Here is a 14,858-nt window from a genome sequence, read left to right on the forward strand (position 1 = left end):
ATGAAACCCGGAAAAGAACTGTTGTTCCTGGCCCTTGGCGGGTCGGGCGAAATCGGCATGAATGCCAACCTGTACGGCTGTGACGGCAAGTGGGTCATGGTCGATCTGGGCATGACGTTCAGCGATCCCGCCTATCCGGGGGTGGAACTGGTCTTTCCCGATCTCGAGTTCATCGAGGAACGCGCCGACGACCTGCTCGGCATTGTGCTGACGCACGGGCATGAAGACCATATCGGCGCCTTGCCCTATCTTGCGGCGGACCTTGGCGTGCCGCTGTTTGCGACGCCGTTCACCGCCGATCTGATCCGCCGCAAGCTCGAAGAGCAGGGCCTGGTCAAGGACGTCACGCTGAATGTCATCGAGAATGACGGCAGCCTGCAGCTTGGTCCGTTCGGCTTCCGCTATCTGCCGCTGGCGCACTCGATCGCGGAAGGCAACGCGCTGCTGATCGACACGCCTTACGGCCGCATTTTCCACACCGGCGACTGGAAGCTCGACGATCAGCCGCTGATCGGTGTGCCGTCGACGCCCGAGACGCTCACGGCGCTGGGCGACGAGGGCATCCTAGCTTTGGTGTGCGATTCGACCAATGTGTTCAATCCTGAAAGTTCGGGGTCCGAAGGCGACGTGCGCGATGCACTGATCGCTGCGGTGAAGCCGCTCAAGGGCAGGGCGATGATCACCACCTTCGCCTCCAACGTCGCCCGGCTGCACACGCTGGGCGAGGTCGCACGCGCGACCAATCGTCAGCTGTGCGTGGCCGGACGCTCGCTCGATCGGATCATTGCGGTTGCCAAGGCCAATGGCTATCTGCTCGATCTGCCCGAGCTTGTCGATTTCGACACCGCGATGGGCCTGCCCAGGCGTGAGGTTCTGGTTGTCGCCACCGGTGGCCAGGGCGAGCCGCGCGCAGCGCTGGCGCGCGTCGCCGAAGGAAACCACCAGATCAAGCTGGAAAAGGGCGATACCGTCCTGTTTTCCTCTAAGGTCATCCCGGGCAACGAGATTGCGATCGGGCGGATTCAGAACCGTCTGGCCGCCGATGGCATCCAGATGATCACCGATCGCCAGGCCGACATCCACGTGTCGGGCCATCCGGGCCGTCCGGAACTGGCCGAAATGTACCGCTGGATCAGGCCCAAGGTGCTGGTGCCGGTGCATGGCGAAATGCGTCACATGAGCGAGCAGGCCCGTTTCGGGCTGGAGCAGGGCATTCCGCACGCCGTGGTCCAGAAGAATGGCGACCTCGTGCGGCTGGCGCCCGGCAAGGCTGGAATCATCAGCCAGGAGCGCTCGGGACGGCTGGTGCTCGACGGCGATGTCATCCTGCCTGCGGACGGCATGACGATGGGCGAACGGCGCAAGCTGGCGGTCAATGGCCAGGTCAGCGTGGCCGTGGCGCTGGATGCGCGCGGGCGGCTGGCGGGCGAACCCGTCGTGCGGCCTCTGGGCCTCCCGGTGGAAGACGATCTTGATGCCTTTATCGCCGAAACCGTGCAGGATGTCCGTGATGCGGTCGCCAAGCCCGGCAATGCCAAGGCCAAGGGCAAGAACGGCCGTCAGAGCAGCCGCGAGGATGACGTGCAGGAAGCGATCCGCCTGGCCGTCCGCCGCGCCGCGACTCGCTGGACAGGCAAGAAGCCGGTCGTCACGGTCTTGATGATCGAGGCGGGTTGACCCATGTTGCGGTCATGACAGGACGAAACGCATGAGCTGGACGAGTATCGCGGCAATCTATCTGCTGTTCTGGGTGATCACGGCGTTTGTCGTGATGCCCTTCGGCGTTCGCACGGCTGACGAGCTCGGCATTGAGAAAGTGCGCGGGCAGGCCGACAGCGCGCCGGCCAACTTCAAGCCGTTGCGCGTGATCGCGATCACCACGGCCATCTCGGCGGTGGTGTTCGGCATGTTCTATGCCAACTATCTCAACGGCTGGATTGCGCCTTCGGATGTCAACATCTTCGGCAAGCCGCCTGGGGTGGAATGATCGTCGGCGAGGCAAAGCGTGCCCTGCAGGATTAGCATGCGACTTTTGCAGGGATTCGTGTTACCACCGCTTTATCGCGTGATTTGAACTTCAAGCCAGCGCGCGACTGAGAGACCTGCGGCATGCCGCTCCACGCTCTTGCTTGTTCAGCAATACGAGCGTCTATTTTGCCTAATCTCAATCAAATGTTCGAAAATCTTCACATCGCCCATCTGCGCGCGCTGCATGCGCCTGGAGCGGATGAGCGCGATGAGCAGCGCCAGCATGCCCGGCTTCAGGCCGCGTTGCTGCACGCGCATGTCTATCCCCAGCCGGGCAGCTTTCTGCCGGGCTGATGCCATCTGGACCGTCGGCAGGTTGCAAGACCGCGCCGGTCCTCGTCTTCCCTAGCAATGGCCGGAGCCGGGCGTTGCAGGGGTCGCAATCGAACTTCCGGCTCCAACTCCGTAGGTGGAACAATCCGTGTTTCGTGCGGCCACCTGCGTACTACTCTTAAGGAAATGACTATGCCGATTGGCACCGTAAAGTTTTTCAACGCCGACAAGGGCTATGGCTTCATCCAGCCCGATGACGGCGGCAACGACGCGTTTGTGCACATCAGCGCCGTCGAAGCGTCGGGCATGCGCACGCTCGATCGCGACCAGCGCGTGAACTTCGAGCTGGAACAGGATCGTCGCGGCAAGATGGCGGCTGTCCGCCTGTCTGCTGCAGCCTGAGGCTGACGACTGGATTGCGGGGCGGCACAGGCTGTCGCTCCGCAGCCATTCCGGTCAATTGTTTACATCGTTTTAATCTCTGCGCGCTACCTCTGCCCCAAACAGAAGGGGTTGTAGGGTGCTTGAGAGACTTTTGCGCGATCACGCCTTGATGCGTGAGAGAGGCAGGACGTTGCTCGGGCTGCTCGATCAGCCTGAACCGCCGCCTTCGGATGTGCTCGCCGACGCGCGCTGGCAGCTCAGCAGCCACATCATGCAGCACCTCGCGCTCGAAGATCGCCATCTCTACACCAAATTGCTGCAGGACGATCGCCCGCACGTGCAAGAGGCGGGTCGCAGGTTTCAGGCCGAACTGGCAGAGCTGTTCGGCTGCTTTGCCGAAAGCGCACAGCAATGGACGCCCGAGCGGATAGCAGGCGACTGGGACACGTTCCGGTCGATGGCCCGCACCCGTCTCGTCAAGATGTACGCGCGGATCGATCGCGAGGAGGCCGAGCTGTTCCCCCTCGTCTATGATGCCGCGATCGATGTGTCTGCGCATGGCCTTCCGTCGCATAACTGGACCCGCGATGCGTTCTCGATCAAGGATGCGATCGTCAACGGGTCGGGCCGCACCGGCTGACCGGCGACACCTGGCGCAGATAACGCGCCGCGACAGGTTTTCCCGCCGCCGCTAATCGTCTAAGCGCTGCGCCATGTCTGATCCGAATCCCGATATTCTGCCCGCAGGTCTGTCCGATCTGCTGCCCCCGCGTGCCGAACAGGCCGCCTGGCTAACCCGCAACGCGATGCAGGTCTTCGCTGCGCATGGCTATGACCGGGTGTCGCCGCCGCTCGTCGAATACGAACGGTCGCTCGCGCTGCGGATGCAGGGCACGGGGCGGCAGCATCTGTTCCGGATGGTGGATCCATCATCGATGCGGACGCTGGCGATCCGGTCGGATATCACCGTGCAGGTCGGCCGCGTGGCGACCACCTTGATGGCAACCGCGCCGCGCCCGCTGCGGTTGAGCTATGCCGGGCAGGTGCTCCGCATCGCATCGGATCAGCTCAATCCCGAACGCGAACGGTTGCAGATCGGTGCGGAGCTGATCGGTCACGACAATGTCGCCGCCGCGCAGGAGGTCGTGCGGATCGCGATCGAGGCGCTGGTCCAGGCGGGTGCCACGGGCATCACCGTCGATCTCACTCTTCCGGATCTGGTCGATACGCTGGCCTCCACCGCCTTTCCGCTGCCTGCAGGCATGATCGGCGCGGTGCGGCGCGAGCTCGACATGAAGGATGCAGGCGGTCTGACGGCGCTTGGCGCAGATGCCTATCTGCCGCTGCTCTACGCGATGGGACCGTTCGACGAGGCAATCGACTCGCTCGCTGCGATCGATGCCGGGGGCGTGCTCGCGAGCCGCATCCGGGCGCTGCGCGATATCGTTGCAGGCCTTCCCGACGATGTCGCGGTGACGCTCGATCCCACCGAGCGCCATGGCTTCGAGTACCAGAGCTGGTTCGGCTTCTCGCTCTATGCCGATGGCTGCGCCGGTGCGCTGGGTCGCGGCGGGACCTATGCCATCCCCGATGGCAAGGGCGGGCAGGAGGTCGCGACCGGTTTCTCGCTCTATCCCGATGCCCTGCTCGATCTGGGCGGCGTGGGCGAAGGGCAGGGGGCTGGCAAGCTGTTCCTGCCGATTGGCCATGATCGCGACAGCGCCGCGCGGCTGCGCGCGATCGGCTGGCGCACACTGGCGGCGATCACGCCGAACGATGACGCTGCAGCGCTGGGCTGCACCCACCGGCTGGTCGGACAGGATACCGTCCCGCTCTGAGCCTGATGGGCTGGGTCAGCTGCCTGCCAGAAAGGCCTGCACCAGCCGCGTCTGATCATTGCCGTCCTGGCCGAGCTCGCGGTTGATCGTCATGTGCGAAACATCGTCCAGCGCTTCGAGCTGCACCGCTGCCCCTGCCTCGCGCAGACCGCTGGCCAGCGCCATAGATTGCGCGGCAGCATCTTCGCGCCTTGCAACATGCAGGATCAGCCAGCGTGACGCATTGGGCGCGGCGGCATGCCGGGCCGGGGACAGCCTTGCCTGGCGCGCGGGGTCGGTTCCGAACGCCGGTTCGTAAATCCGGCTCGTCAGCAAGCCGCCCTGCTGCATCTGCCGGGGCACGTCATATCCGGCGCCATCGAGCAGAATCACGCCAGCGAGCCCGGCCATGTCGGCCTTGAGCCATGCGGGGTCGGTTCCGACCAGTGCGGCCAGATGGGCCCCGGCGCTGTGGCCCATCACGATGATCCGGTCAGGATCGATCCCCAACGCCCCGGCATCCCGGGTCAGCTTGACAATCGCCGCTGCGACGTCGGCCGCCTGCTGTTCCACCGGTGCCTGGGGCAGCAGCCGGTAGCCGATCGAGGCAAAGGCCCAGCCCTGTTCGTTGAAGAAATCGGGCTTCTGCTGGACCATGTCCTTGCTGCCGTTGCGCCAGCCTCCGCCGTGAATATAGACCAGCAGCGGATAGCCTCGCGCGGGACGAGCGGCACCGGGCGTGTAAAGGTCGATCTTCTGCACAGGGTCGGTGCCATATGCGATCGGCTGCGCTCTTGCGGTGGTTCCGGCATCGGTATCGGTCTGGCGCATCCGCTGGGCCATGGCTTGCGCCATCTGCGCCTTGCATTGGCCGGACAAGGCGTCGCGCTTCTCGCGCAAACACTCGCGGATCGCGCTGCGGTTCATCCCGCAAAGCTGAACGACTTCGCGGCGACACTCGCGCGACAGCATCCGCTCGCGCCCGCCTGCCTGCTGCGCTGCGACCGATGTCGCGACCGCGCCCGCCAGCAGGATGGTGATCAGGCCTCTTGCATGCATGGTTCTGTCCCTCCAGCCCTTGCCTCGCGGCAGAATGCCGGTCCGCGCCGGTCGGCGTCCATTCTCGAAGTGCATTAAATTGTATCAGAGCCGGGCGGTACGGGCTGGACGCCGCCGCCTCGCGTCACTAGGACGGCCCGGCTTTGCGCGCGGCCATTCCGTGCGCTTTCCATCGAACAAAGGTGTGGTTTCGTGGCCAATGTAACCGTGATCGGTGCCCAATGGGGCGATGAAGGCAAAGGCAAGATTGTCGACTGGCTGGCGGAGCGCGCCGATGCGGTGATCCGCTTCCAGGGCGGGCACAATGCCGGGCATACGCTGGTGATCGGCGAAAAGGTGTTCAAGCTTTCGCTGCTGCCATCGGGCATTGTCCGCGGCACGTTCAGCGTCATCGGCAATGGCGTGGTGCTCGATCCTTGGGCGCTGCGCGATGAGGTCGAGAAGCTGCGCGGCCAGGGCGTCGAGATCACCCCGGACAATCTGGCGATCGCCGACAACTGCCCGCTGATCCTGCCCTTCCACCGCGATCTTGATGCGCTGCGCGAGGATGCGAGCGGCCAGGGCAAGATCGGCACCACCCGTCGCGGTATCGGCCCGGCGTATGAGGACAAGGTGGGACGCCGCGCGATCCGCGTGTGCGATCTGGCGCATCTCGATTCGCTCGATCCGCAGCTTGACCGGCTGTGCGCGCACCATGACGCACTGCGCGCAGGCTTCGGCGAACCGCCGATTGACCGCGCGCAGCTGCTGGCCGAGCTCGCCGAAATCGCGCCGTTCGTGCTGCAGTTCGCGCAGCCGGTGTGGAAGCGTCTGGGCGAGATTCGGCGCGCGGGCGCGCGAATGCTGTTCGAAGGCGCGCAGGGCGTGCTGCTCGACGTCGATCACGGCACCTACCCGTTTGTCACCTCGTCGAACACCATCACCGGCTCCGCCTCGGGCGGCAGCGGCCTGGGACCGCAGGCCAGCGGCTTCGTATTGGGCATCGTCAAGGCCTACACCACGCGTGTCGGGTCCGGCCCGTTCCCGACCGAGCTTGAGGACGAGATCGGTCAGCGTCTTGGCGAGCGCGGTCATGAATTCGGCACCGTCACCGGGCGCAAGCGCCGCTGTGGCTGGTTCGATGCGACCCTGGTGCGGCAAAGCTGTGCGGTCGCCGGCGTCACCGGCATCGCGCTGACCAAGCTCGACGTGCTCGACGGGTTCGACAAGCTCAAGATCTGCACCGGCTACCGCCTCAACGGCAAGGTGCTCGACTATTTCCCCGCGCACGCTGGCGATCAGGCCGCGGTCCAGCCGATCTACGAAGAAATGGACGGCTGGCACGAATCGACCGCGGGCGCGCGCAGCTGGGTTGACCTGCCTGCGCAGGCCATCAAGTATATCCGCCGGGTCGAGGAGCTGATTCAGTGCCCGGTGGCACTGGTGTCCACTTCGCCCGAACGTGAAGATACCATCCTGGTCCGCGATCCGTTCGCGGACTGAGGAGCGCGCTGCAGGGGGGAGTGTCGATGTCCGAAGACGGGCCAATGCCATTTGGGGACTGGCCCGTGTCGCAGGCAGCGGCACTGACGATCGTTGCGGATTCGCAAGACACCGCGCGCCTGATCGAGGCCGCGGGATGGACGGTCACGGCGGCAAGCGACGCGGCCGCAGGCGCGCGGATCTTTGCCGCCGATTGGCGTATGGCAGTTCCTGCACATACCGGTCTGGATGCCTTGGCGGCAGACTGCGGGCTGCTGGTTCTGGTCAGTCTGGAGACGATCGATGCTGCCGATGCGATTCTCCATGGCCGCGATGCCCGCTGCGTGTTCGATGCAGCGCCCCGGACGATGGCAGCCGAGCTCGCCGATCTTGCCGCGCTGGTGACTGGGCGAAGCGCATCCGACCCCAACAGCGGTGAGCGCGCCCGATTGCAGGCCATGGCGGCAGAGCTCGCGCGACTGGCCGAACAGCTGGGGTCGTTGTCGTCGGGGATGGACGCCGACGATATGAGCGAAGGGCTGGCGGAACATGCGCAGGATTACAGGGCCGAAGAGCCCGCAGACCGGGCGCCGGCGATCCCGCCCAGCCCGCAACGGATCCGCCATCTCATCAGCATGCGGCGGCTGCGCGACCGGTTTTTCAGCCCGGACCTTTTTGCCGATCCGGCCTGGGATATCCTGCTTGATCTCTCCGCATCGCGGCTCGAAGGGCGGTCGGTCTCGGTTTCCAGCCTGTGCATCGCGGCTGCGGTTCCGCCGACGACCGCGCTGCGCTGGATCCGGATGATGACCGATCAGGGGTTGCTGGAGCGGCGCGCCGACAGTGCCGATGCGCGCCGGATGTTCGTCGATATCGCCGATGCCGCGTTCGACCAGGTTTCGGGCTGGTTTGCGCTGGTCGATTCGCGTGGAGGATTGGGCGTTTGACCCGATCAGGGCACGATCCCTTGGCAGACCGCCCGGTTCTGCCTAACTTGCAGCCATGACAAGCCCGTTCACCGAACTGAACGACCGCGCGCGCGACGTTTTCCGCATCGTGGTGGAAAGCTATCTGGATACCGGCATGCCGGTGGGGTCGCGCACCATTTCCAAATCCGCGACGGTCAACCTGTCGCCGGCATCGATCCGCAATGTGATGCAGGACCTGGAGGAACTGGGGCTGCTTGCCGCGCCGCACACCAGCGCGGGCCGGATGCCAACCGAGCAGGGCTTGCGGCTGTTCGTCGACGGCATGATGCAGGTCGCGGAGCCTTCGCTGGAAGAGCGTGCGGCGATCGAGAAGCAGCTCGAAAGTGCAGGGCCGATCGAGGCGGCACTGGCCGCAACCACCCAGGCGCTGTCCGGTCTATCGGCCTGTGCGGGCATTGTCATGGTGCCGCAGCGCGAGCCGGTGCTGCGCCAGATGAATTTCGTTCGCCTTTCCGATACCCAGGTTCTGGCGGTTCTGGTCGGCCATGATGGCAGCATCGAAAACCGCGTGCTGCAGATCGATCGGCGGGTCACCGAATCCATGCTGGTGCAGGCAGGCAATTTCATCACCGCGCGGCTTTCCGGGCGCAGCCTGTCCCAGGCGCTGGCGATGCTCGAGGCAGAGATCAGCGCCGAGCGCGCGGCGCTGGATATCGCCAGTTCCGATCTCGTGCGGCGCGGGCTGGCCTTGTGGTCGCGCGATGGATCGGACCGGCCCGTGCTGATCGTGCGCGGGCAGGCCAATCTGCTCGACAACGACGCCGTCGCCGATCTGGAACGCGTTCGGCGGCTGCTGGATGAGCTTGAAGCGATGCAGGACATTGCCCATCTTCTCGACAGCGCGCGCGAAGCGGCCTCGGCCCGGATCTTCATCGGTGCGGAAAACAAATTGTTTTCGCTTTCCGGGTCATCCGTGATAGCGGCGCCCTATCGTGACGGCGAAGGCCGTGTTGTGGGCGTGGTCGGGGTGATTGGTCCCACCCGCCTCAACTATGCGCGTATTGTGCCCATGGTGGACTTTACCGCACAGAGCCTGACCCGATTGTTGAAATGAGCAGGAACACCGTGATCCACGACGAAACCGAGACGCAAAAGACCGCCACCACCGAGGCCGAAGCCGGACAGACGCTCGATGCCGAAGCCGCTGCCGAACTGGAAGGCGTGCCCGACAGCCTGAAAGAGCAGGGCGATGACCAGACCGGGCTGGAAGAGCGCATCGCATCGCTCGAGGCTCAGCTGGCCGAAGCCCGGCAGGACGTCCTCTACGCCCGCGCCGACACGCAGAATGTGCGTCGCCGGCTCGAGAAGGACGCGCAGGACGCCCGCGCCTATGCCGCAACCGGCTTTGCCCGCGACATTCTTTCGGTGTCGGACAATCTTGCGCGTGCGCTGCAGCTGATCCCCGAGGATCTGCGCGAGGACGAGAAGTGGAAGGGCCTGGTCGTCGGTCTCGAAGCGACCGGACGCGAACTCGACAATGTTTTTTCCAAGCACAGCATTTCGCGGATCGCCGCGATCGGTCTGCCGCTCGACCCGAACCAGCATCAGGCGATGATCGAGCTGCCCAGCGACGAGGCCGAGCCCGGCACCGTGGTGCAGGAACTGCAGGCCGGTTACATGATCAAGGATCGTCTGCTGCGCCCCGCTCTGGTGGCGGTGGCCAAGAAGCCCGATTGAGCCTGCCGGGCTAGACCGGAAACGGCAATATCTGTCGATAGGTCGCGAGCGGCGGTGCCCCTGGCACCCCGCCGCCCTGTCGGATCAGAAAGGCATGGCGGACAAGCTCTGCCTGTTGTTCCAGCCCGTATTTGCCAAAGCGCTGGCCGGGCTTGATCGCATAGTCATAGCGGCAGAACGGATGGCGTTTCAGCGGCAGGAAGATGCCCTGCTGATACTGCCAGACATGCACCATTTCGTGGATGAAAAGCCCCTGGCGCGACAGGCTGGCGCAGCTGAAATCATCGCAATAGGCGGTGCCGCCGGGATGAAAATGGATATGCCCCATCGGTGCCATGATGGTGCGGCGCGGCTGAAAGAAAATCCACTTCTTCAGCCGGATCCGCACCTTGTCATAGGCGATGGTGTTCCCGAATACCGACCGCGCCAGATCGATTTCCGGCGCGGCCAGCGGCCTGTCGATCGGCGCACGGCCCATTAATGCGCCATGCCATCTTCGGGTTTGATCGCGTTTAGCTTGGCATCGACCGCAATCTTGTCGCCGTTCGAGAACGAGAAGACGAACTGCGCCTTGCCGGCCTTCTTGGCCCCTTCATCGACGCCCCAGACCATCACGTGCTTGCCGCCGGGAGCAAACTCCACCTTGCCGCGCTTGGGCACCGCGACTGCGGTGATCGGCTTCATCATCGACATGCCGTTTTCTTCGACCGTCTCGTGCATTTCCAGCCGCAGGATGCTGGGCGACGTGATCGAGCGCAGCACGGTATCTTCGGGCCCGCCGCGAATCGTGAAATAGAGAACGGACGGATTGTCGGTGACCGGAGACAGCTGGACATTGGCCTTTTCGACCAGCAGCTGCGCGGGCGGCTGACATGCGGCGAGCAGCGCGAGCGCAACGCCCATCACCACCAGATAGACTGAACGCACCATCGGGATTTCCTCCTTCTTGCCATGTGCCGAATTTGGCCAGTCGGGCCTTGGAGGTGATGTAGATACTGCGATGCCTTGTGCCAAGCGAAAGCAACCCTATATCCGCCGACGGGGACGGAATTGCCGGATGCTTGGGGGCATGACGGCGGTTCGTATTCTTTCATCTGCATATCGAAAGTTACGTGGGAAAAGCATTATGGCAAAAGTAATCGGTATCGACCTTGGCACCACCAACAGCTGCGTGTCGGTGATGGACGGCGACAAGCCGAAGGTTATCGAAAATTCCGAAGGCGCGCGCACCACGCCGTCGATCGTCGCGTTCACCAAGGATGGTGAGCGGCTGGTCGGCCAGCCGGCCAAGCGCCAGGCGGTGACCAATCCTGAAAACACCGTGTTCGCGGTCAAGCGTCTGATCGGCCGTCGTTTCGACGATCCGCTGACCAAGAAGGACATGGAACTCGTCCCTTACAACATCGTCAAGGGCGGCAATGGCGACGCGTGGGTGAGCGCTGGCGGCAAGGATTATTCGCCATCGGAAATCAGCGCGTTCACGCTGCAGAAGATGAAGGAAACCGCCGAGAGCTATCTGGGCGAGACCGTCACGCAGGCCGTCATCACGGTGCCGGCGTACTTCAACGACGCCCAGCGTCAGGCGACCAAGGATGCAGGCCGCATCGCTGGTCTGGAAGTGCTGCGCATCATCAACGAGCCGACCGCAGCGGCGCTGGCTTATGGCCTCGACAAGAACGACGGCAAGACCATCGCGGTCTATGACCTTGGCGGCGGCACGTTCGACATCTCGGTCCTCGAGATCGGCGACGGCGTGTTCGAGGTGAAGGCGACCAACGGCGACACCTTCCTGGGTGGCGAGGATTTCGACTCCAAGCTGGTCGAATATCTGGCTGAAGACTTCAAGAAGGCCGAGGGCATCGACCTCACCAAGGACAAGCTGGCACTGCAGCGTCTGAAGGAAGCGGCTGAAAAGGCGAAGATCGAGCTGTCTTCGGCGCAGACCACCGAAGTCAACCTGCCGTTCATCACCGCCGACCAGAACGGCCCCAAGCACCTGGTCAAGACGATCAGCCGCTCGGATCTGGAAAAGCTGGTCGCCGACCTGATCAAGCGCACGCTCGACCCGTGCAAGAAGGCGCTGGAAGATGCGGGCCTCAAGGCCTCGGACATCGACGACGTCGTGCTCGTCGGCGGCATGACCCGCATGCCGCGGGTGCGCGAAGTGGTGAAGGAATTCTTCGGCAAGGAGCCGCACACCGGCGTCAACCCCGATGAAGTCGTCGCCATGGGTGCGGCCATTCAGGCAGGCGTGCTGCAGGGCGACGTCAAGGACGTGCTGCTGCTCGACGTGACCCCGTTGTCGCTGGGCATCGAGACGCTGGGCGGCGTGTTCACCCGCATGATCGACCGCAACACCACGATCCCGACCAAGAAGTCGCAGACCTATTCGACCGCTGACGACAATCAGCAGGCCGTGACGATCCGCGTTTTCCAGGGCGAGCGTGAAATGGCGGCGGACAACAAGCTGCTGGGCCAGTTCGATCTGGTCGGCATTCCGCCCGCACCGCGCGGCGTGCCGCAGATCGAGGTCACCTTTGACATCGACGCCAACGGCATCGTCAACGTGTCTGCCAAGGACAAGGGCACCGGCAAGGAGCAGGTGATCCGCATCCAGGCATCGGGCGGCCTCAGCGACGCCGACATCGACCAGATGGTCAAGGATGCCGAGCGTTTCGCCGAGGAAGACAAGAAGCGCCGTGAGGCGGCCGAGGCGAAGAACAACGCCGAAAGCCTGCTGCACAGCACCGAAAAGCAGCTCGAAGAGCATGGCGACAAGGTCGATGCCGCGGTCAAGGGCGAGATCGAGACCGCGATTGCGGAACTAAAGACCGCGATCGAAGGCGGCGAGCCCGATGCCATGAAGACCAAGACCGAAGCGCTGGCCCAGGCCGCGATGAAGCTGGGTCAGGCGATCTACGAAAAGGAACAGGCTGCGGCAGCCTCTCCGGCGGCGGATGCTGCTCCGGCTGAGGACAATGTCGTCGACGCCGAGTTCTCGGAAGTTGACGGCGACGCGAAAAACTGATTGCCGGATTGATGACCGACGGTTTGGCCGGGCGGGATTGCGGGGCAGGGGTGGCGTCAGCCATGCCCGCCGCGCCGTCCCGCCCGGTCGCTGCATGATGAATCGCGACCCATGACCATGACCATAGCCAAAGATTATTACGAGCGGCTTGGCGTCTCGCGCACTGCCGACGACGCCGCGCTCAAGTCCGCCTATCGCAAGCTTGCGATGCAGTGGCACCCGGATCGCAACCCCGGCGATGCCGAGGCCGAGGCTCGCTTCAAGGCGATCAGCCAGGCCTATGATTGCCTGAAGGACCCCCAGAAGCGCGCAGCCTATGACCGGTTCGGGCCCGAGGCCTATGAAAACGGCATGTCGGGCGGTGGCGGCGGACGGGGCGGGCCTGAAGGCTTTTCCGATCTGGGCGACATCTTCGATACCATCTTTGGTGGCGGCTTTGGCGGCGGCGGCGCACGGCGTGGCCCGGCGCGCGGGGCCGACCTGCGCTACGACATGGAAATCTCGCTGGAAGAGGCCTATCACGGCAAGGCCAGCGAAATCACGATCGATGTCGCAGCGACCTGCGATACCTGCGATGGCAGCGGGGCGGAGCCCGGCACCAAGGTGCGCACCTGCAACCTGTGCGGCGGCAGCGGCAAGATGCGCGCGCAGCAGGGCTTTTTCGTCGTCGAGCGGACCTGTCCCAACTGCCATGGCTCGGGCCAGGTGATCGAAAACCCCTGTCGCTCGTGTCGTGGCGAAGGCCGGGTCGACAAGCAGCAGACGCTGTCGGTCGATATTCCGCCGGGTGTCGACAACGGCACGCGCATTCGCCTCACCGGCAAGGGCGAGGCTGGCCCCAAGGGCTCGCCGCCGGGCGACCTCTACATCTTCATCCATGTCTCGCGGCATCGCATCTTCGAACGCGACGGCACCACCCTGATCACGCGCTGCCCGATCAGCATCACCACGGCGGCGCTGGGCGGCGAGCTGGAAATTCCGGGGCTGGATGGCAAGCGCCATCGCATCACCATTCCCGCCGGCATCCAGTCGGGCAAGCAGCTGCGCCAGCGCGGTGCGGGCATGCCCGTGCTGCAGGGACGCGGTACCGGAGACATGGTCATCCAGATCGATGTCGAGACGCCCACCAAGCTGTCGGCGCGGCAAAAGGAACTGCTGCGCGAATTCCAGGCGACAGAAACCGGTCAGGAAAGCCCGGAAAGCACCGGCTTCTTCGCGAAACTCAAGGAAATGTGGGACGGGATCGGCGAATAGGGGGCACCTTGCCCCCTATCGGGTCCGCATGATCAGATATCCTGGGCGAGCCGTCCGTAGAGCTCGGGCCTGCGGTCACGGAAAAAGCCCATGCCCGCACGGTGCCTGCGCGCGCGCACAAGATCGAGCGTCGCCACCAGCACGCCGGTCTCTTCGGCGCCATATTCCAGCACCAGATCGCCCCATTCGTTGGTGATGAAGCTGTGGCCGTAGAATTCTTGCCCGCCTTCGCTGCCGATCCGGTTGCTGGCGATCACCGGCATGCAGTTCGACACCGCATGGCCCTGCATCGCGCGGCGCCACATGCGGCTGGTATCGAGATCGGCATCATAGGGTTCTGATCCGATCGCGGTCGGATAGAACAGCAGCTCTGCCCCCATCAGCGCCATCGCGCGGGCAGTTTCGGGATACCATTGATCCCAGCAGATGCCGACGCCAATGCGCGTGCCGCATACGTCCCACACCTTGAAGCCGGTGTTGCCGGGGCGGAAATAGTATTTCTCCTCATAGCCCGGCCCGTCCGGAATATGGCTTTTGCGATAGACGCCCAGGATTTCGCCGTCAGGGTTGATCATCGCCAGCGAGTTGTAATGATGCGGCCCATCACGCTCGAAGAAGCTGGTCGGGATCGCGACCTTCAGCTGCCGTGCGAGCTTGGCCATCGCCCGCACCGAAGGATGCTCTGACGTGGGGTGCGCGGTTGCAAACAGCGCCTCGTCCTCGGTCTGGCAGAAATAGGGGCCTTCGAACAGCTCGGGCGGCAGGATGATCTGCGCGCCCCTGTCAGCTGCGAACGCGACGAGATCCGTCACCGCCTCGATATTCTCGGGCGTGCTTGCGCCCAGGGGAAGCTGCAAGGCGGCAACGGTGATCTCGGTCATGGGACGA

16 protein-coding genes are annotated in these 14,858 nt (G+C 64.2%); 12 read left to right on the top strand and 4 right to left on the bottom strand.

Going from position 1 to position 14,858, the window contains the following annotated elements:
• The 6 genes from LI72_RS03790 to LI72_RS03810 all read left to right on the top strand — a co-directional run bounded on the left by LI72_RS03790 (position 1) and on the right by LI72_RS03810 (position 4,523).
• Positions 1–1,677, top strand: coding sequence for a ribonuclease J (locus tag LI72_RS03790; RefSeq protein WP_033924546.1), 1,677 nt, complete (start codon positions 1–3; stop codon positions 1,675–1,677).
• A gap of 31 nt (positions 1,678–1,708) precedes the next feature.
• Positions 1,709–1,987 carry a DUF1467 family protein gene (locus LI72_RS03795; protein ID WP_033924547.1) on the top strand — a complete coding sequence of 93 codons (279 nt, stop codon included), beginning with the start codon at positions 1,709–1,711 and terminating at the stop codon, positions 1,985–1,987.
• Positions 1,988–2,172: 185 nt separating this feature from the next.
• The gene (locus tag LI72_RS20265; RefSeq protein WP_197051807.1) at positions 2,173–2,322 is read left to right on the top strand and encodes a hypothetical protein; all 150 of its coding nucleotides are present in this window, start codon (positions 2,173–2,175) and stop codon (positions 2,320–2,322) included.
• A 171-nt stretch (positions 2,323–2,493) separates the two neighbouring features.
• Positions 2,494–2,703, top strand: coding sequence for a cold-shock protein (locus tag LI72_RS03800; RefSeq protein WP_017671033.1), 210 nt, complete (start codon positions 2,494–2,496; stop codon positions 2,701–2,703).
• Positions 2,704–2,821: 118 nt separating this feature from the next.
• Positions 2,822–3,325 carry a hemerythrin domain-containing protein gene (locus tag LI72_RS03805; RefSeq protein ID WP_269429424.1) on the top strand — a complete coding sequence of 168 codons (504 nt, stop codon included), beginning with the start codon at positions 2,822–2,824 and terminating at the stop codon, positions 3,323–3,325.
• 73 nt (positions 3,326–3,398) lie between these two features.
• Positions 3,399–4,523, top strand: a complete 1,125-nt coding sequence (locus LI72_RS03810) for an ATP phosphoribosyltransferase regulatory subunit (RefSeq protein WP_033924548.1) — start codon at positions 3,399–3,401, stop codon at positions 4,521–4,523.
• A gap of 15 nt (positions 4,524–4,538) precedes the next feature.
• Here LI72_RS03810 and LI72_RS03815 read toward each other — a convergent pair whose 3' ends face one another.
• Positions 4,539–5,561 carry an alpha/beta hydrolase gene (locus tag LI72_RS03815; protein WP_081984613.1) on the bottom strand — a complete coding sequence of 341 codons (1,023 nt, stop codon included), beginning with the start codon at positions 5,559–5,561 and terminating at the stop codon, positions 4,539–4,541.
• 192 nt (positions 5,562–5,753) lie between these two features.
• On the opposite strand from LI72_RS03815, the gene LI72_RS03820 reads away from it, so the two are divergent.
• The 4 genes from LI72_RS03820 to grpE all read left to right on the top strand — a co-directional run bounded on the left by LI72_RS03820 (position 5,754) and on the right by grpE (position 9,688).
• Positions 5,754–7,043, top strand: a complete 1,290-nt coding sequence (locus LI72_RS03820) for an adenylosuccinate synthase (RefSeq protein WP_033924549.1) — start codon at positions 5,754–5,756, stop codon at positions 7,041–7,043.
• 65 nt (positions 7,044–7,108) lie between these two features.
• Entirely contained in the window at positions 7,109–7,969 is an 861-nt protein-coding gene (locus LI72_RS18915) for a MarR family winged helix-turn-helix transcriptional regulator (protein ID WP_052129485.1), read from the top strand.
• Between the two features lie 55 nt (positions 7,970–8,024).
• Complete coding sequence (hrcA, locus tag LI72_RS03830; protein ID WP_033924550.1) at positions 8,025–9,065, top strand: heat-inducible transcriptional repressor HrcA; 1,041 nt, start codon at positions 8,025–8,027, stop codon at positions 9,063–9,065.
• On the top strand, positions 9,062–9,688 hold the full coding sequence (grpE, locus tag LI72_RS03835) for a nucleotide exchange factor GrpE (protein ID WP_033924551.1): 627 nt from the start codon (positions 9,062–9,064) through the stop codon (positions 9,686–9,688). Before hrcA ends, grpE begins: the two co-directional genes overlap by 4 nt.
• Before the next feature lie 10 nt (positions 9,689–9,698).
• Here grpE and LI72_RS03840 read toward each other — a convergent pair whose 3' ends face one another.
• Positions 9,699–10,166: a hypothetical protein gene (locus LI72_RS03840; RefSeq protein WP_033924552.1), complete on the bottom strand. Its 468-nt coding sequence runs from the start codon at positions 10,164–10,166 to the stop codon at positions 9,699–9,701.
• Entirely contained in the window at positions 10,166–10,618 is a 453-nt protein-coding gene (locus LI72_RS03845; RefSeq protein ID WP_033924553.1) for a copper chaperone PCu(A)C, read from the bottom strand. The genes LI72_RS03840 and LI72_RS03845 overlap by 1 nt, the downstream gene beginning before the upstream one ends.
• A 196-nt stretch (positions 10,619–10,814) precedes the next feature.
• Here LI72_RS03845 and dnaK point away from each other — a divergent pair, with 196 nt between their 5' ends.
• Both dnaK and dnaJ read left to right on the top strand, forming a co-directional pair.
• Positions 10,815–12,716 carry a molecular chaperone DnaK gene (gene dnaK, locus LI72_RS03850; RefSeq protein WP_033924554.1) on the top strand — a complete coding sequence of 634 codons (1,902 nt, stop codon included), beginning with the start codon at positions 10,815–10,817 and terminating at the stop codon, positions 12,714–12,716.
• A 117-nt stretch (positions 12,717–12,833) separates the two neighbouring features.
• Positions 12,834–13,970, top strand: coding sequence for a molecular chaperone DnaJ (gene dnaJ, locus LI72_RS03855; protein WP_033925260.1), 1,137 nt, complete (start codon positions 12,834–12,836; stop codon positions 13,968–13,970).
• Between the two features lie 32 nt (positions 13,971–14,002).
• On the opposite strand, the gene aguB is transcribed toward dnaJ, so the two are convergent.
• Positions 14,003–14,851 (bottom strand): N-carbamoylputrescine amidase, encoded by an 849-nt coding sequence (gene aguB, locus LI72_RS03860; protein ID WP_033924555.1) that lies wholly within the window; start codon positions 14,849–14,851, stop codon positions 14,003–14,005.
• Positions 14,852–14,858: the final 7 nt, after the last annotated feature.

It is taken from the genome of Sphingomonas sp. 35-24ZXX, assembly GCF_000786215.1.
In the GTDB taxonomy this organism is placed as follows: Bacteria; Pseudomonadota; Alphaproteobacteria; order Sphingomonadales; family Sphingomonadaceae; genus Blastomonas.

Bases quoted from the DNA above. Each gene is read 5' to 3' on its own strand.
- dnaJ (WP_033925260.1), top strand. From the start codon at position 12,834: ATGACCATAGCCAAAGATTATTACGAGCGGCTTGGCGTCTCGCGCACT.
- hrcA (WP_033924550.1), top strand. From the start codon at position 8,025: ATGACAAGCCCGTTCACCGAACTGAACGACCGCGCGCGCGACGTTTTC.
- aguB (WP_033924555.1), bottom strand. From the start codon at position 14,851: ATGACCGAGATCACCGTTGCCGCCTTGCAGCTTCCCCTGGGCGCAAGC.
- LI72_RS03845 (WP_033924553.1), bottom strand. From the start codon at position 10,618: ATGGTGCGTTCAGTCTATCTGGTGGTGATGGGCGTTGCGCTCGCGCTG.
- LI72_RS20265 (WP_197051807.1), top strand. From the start codon at position 2,173: ATGTTCGAAAATCTTCACATCGCCCATCTGCGCGCGCTGCATGCGCCT.
- LI72_RS03795 (WP_033924547.1), top strand. From the start codon at position 1,709: ATGAGCTGGACGAGTATCGCGGCAATCTATCTGCTGTTCTGGGTGATC.
- LI72_RS03840 (WP_033924552.1), bottom strand. From the start codon at position 10,166: ATGGGCCGTGCGCCGATCGACAGGCCGCTGGCCGCGCCGGAAATCGAT.
- LI72_RS03815 (WP_081984613.1), bottom strand. From the start codon at position 5,561: ATGCATGCAAGAGGCCTGATCACCATCCTGCTGGCGGGCGCGGTCGCG.
- LI72_RS03810 (WP_033924548.1), top strand. From the start codon at position 3,399: ATGTCTGATCCGAATCCCGATATTCTGCCCGCAGGTCTGTCCGATCTG.
- grpE (WP_033924551.1), top strand. From the start codon at position 9,062: ATGAGCAGGAACACCGTGATCCACGACGAAACCGAGACGCAAAAGACC.
- LI72_RS03800 (WP_017671033.1), top strand. From the start codon at position 2,494: ATGCCGATTGGCACCGTAAAGTTTTTCAACGCCGACAAGGGCTATGGC.
- dnaK (WP_033924554.1), top strand. From the start codon at position 10,815: ATGGCAAAAGTAATCGGTATCGACCTTGGCACCACCAACAGCTGCGTG.
- LI72_RS03790 (WP_033924546.1), top strand. From the start codon at position 1: ATGAAACCCGGAAAAGAACTGTTGTTCCTGGCCCTTGGCGGGTCGGGC.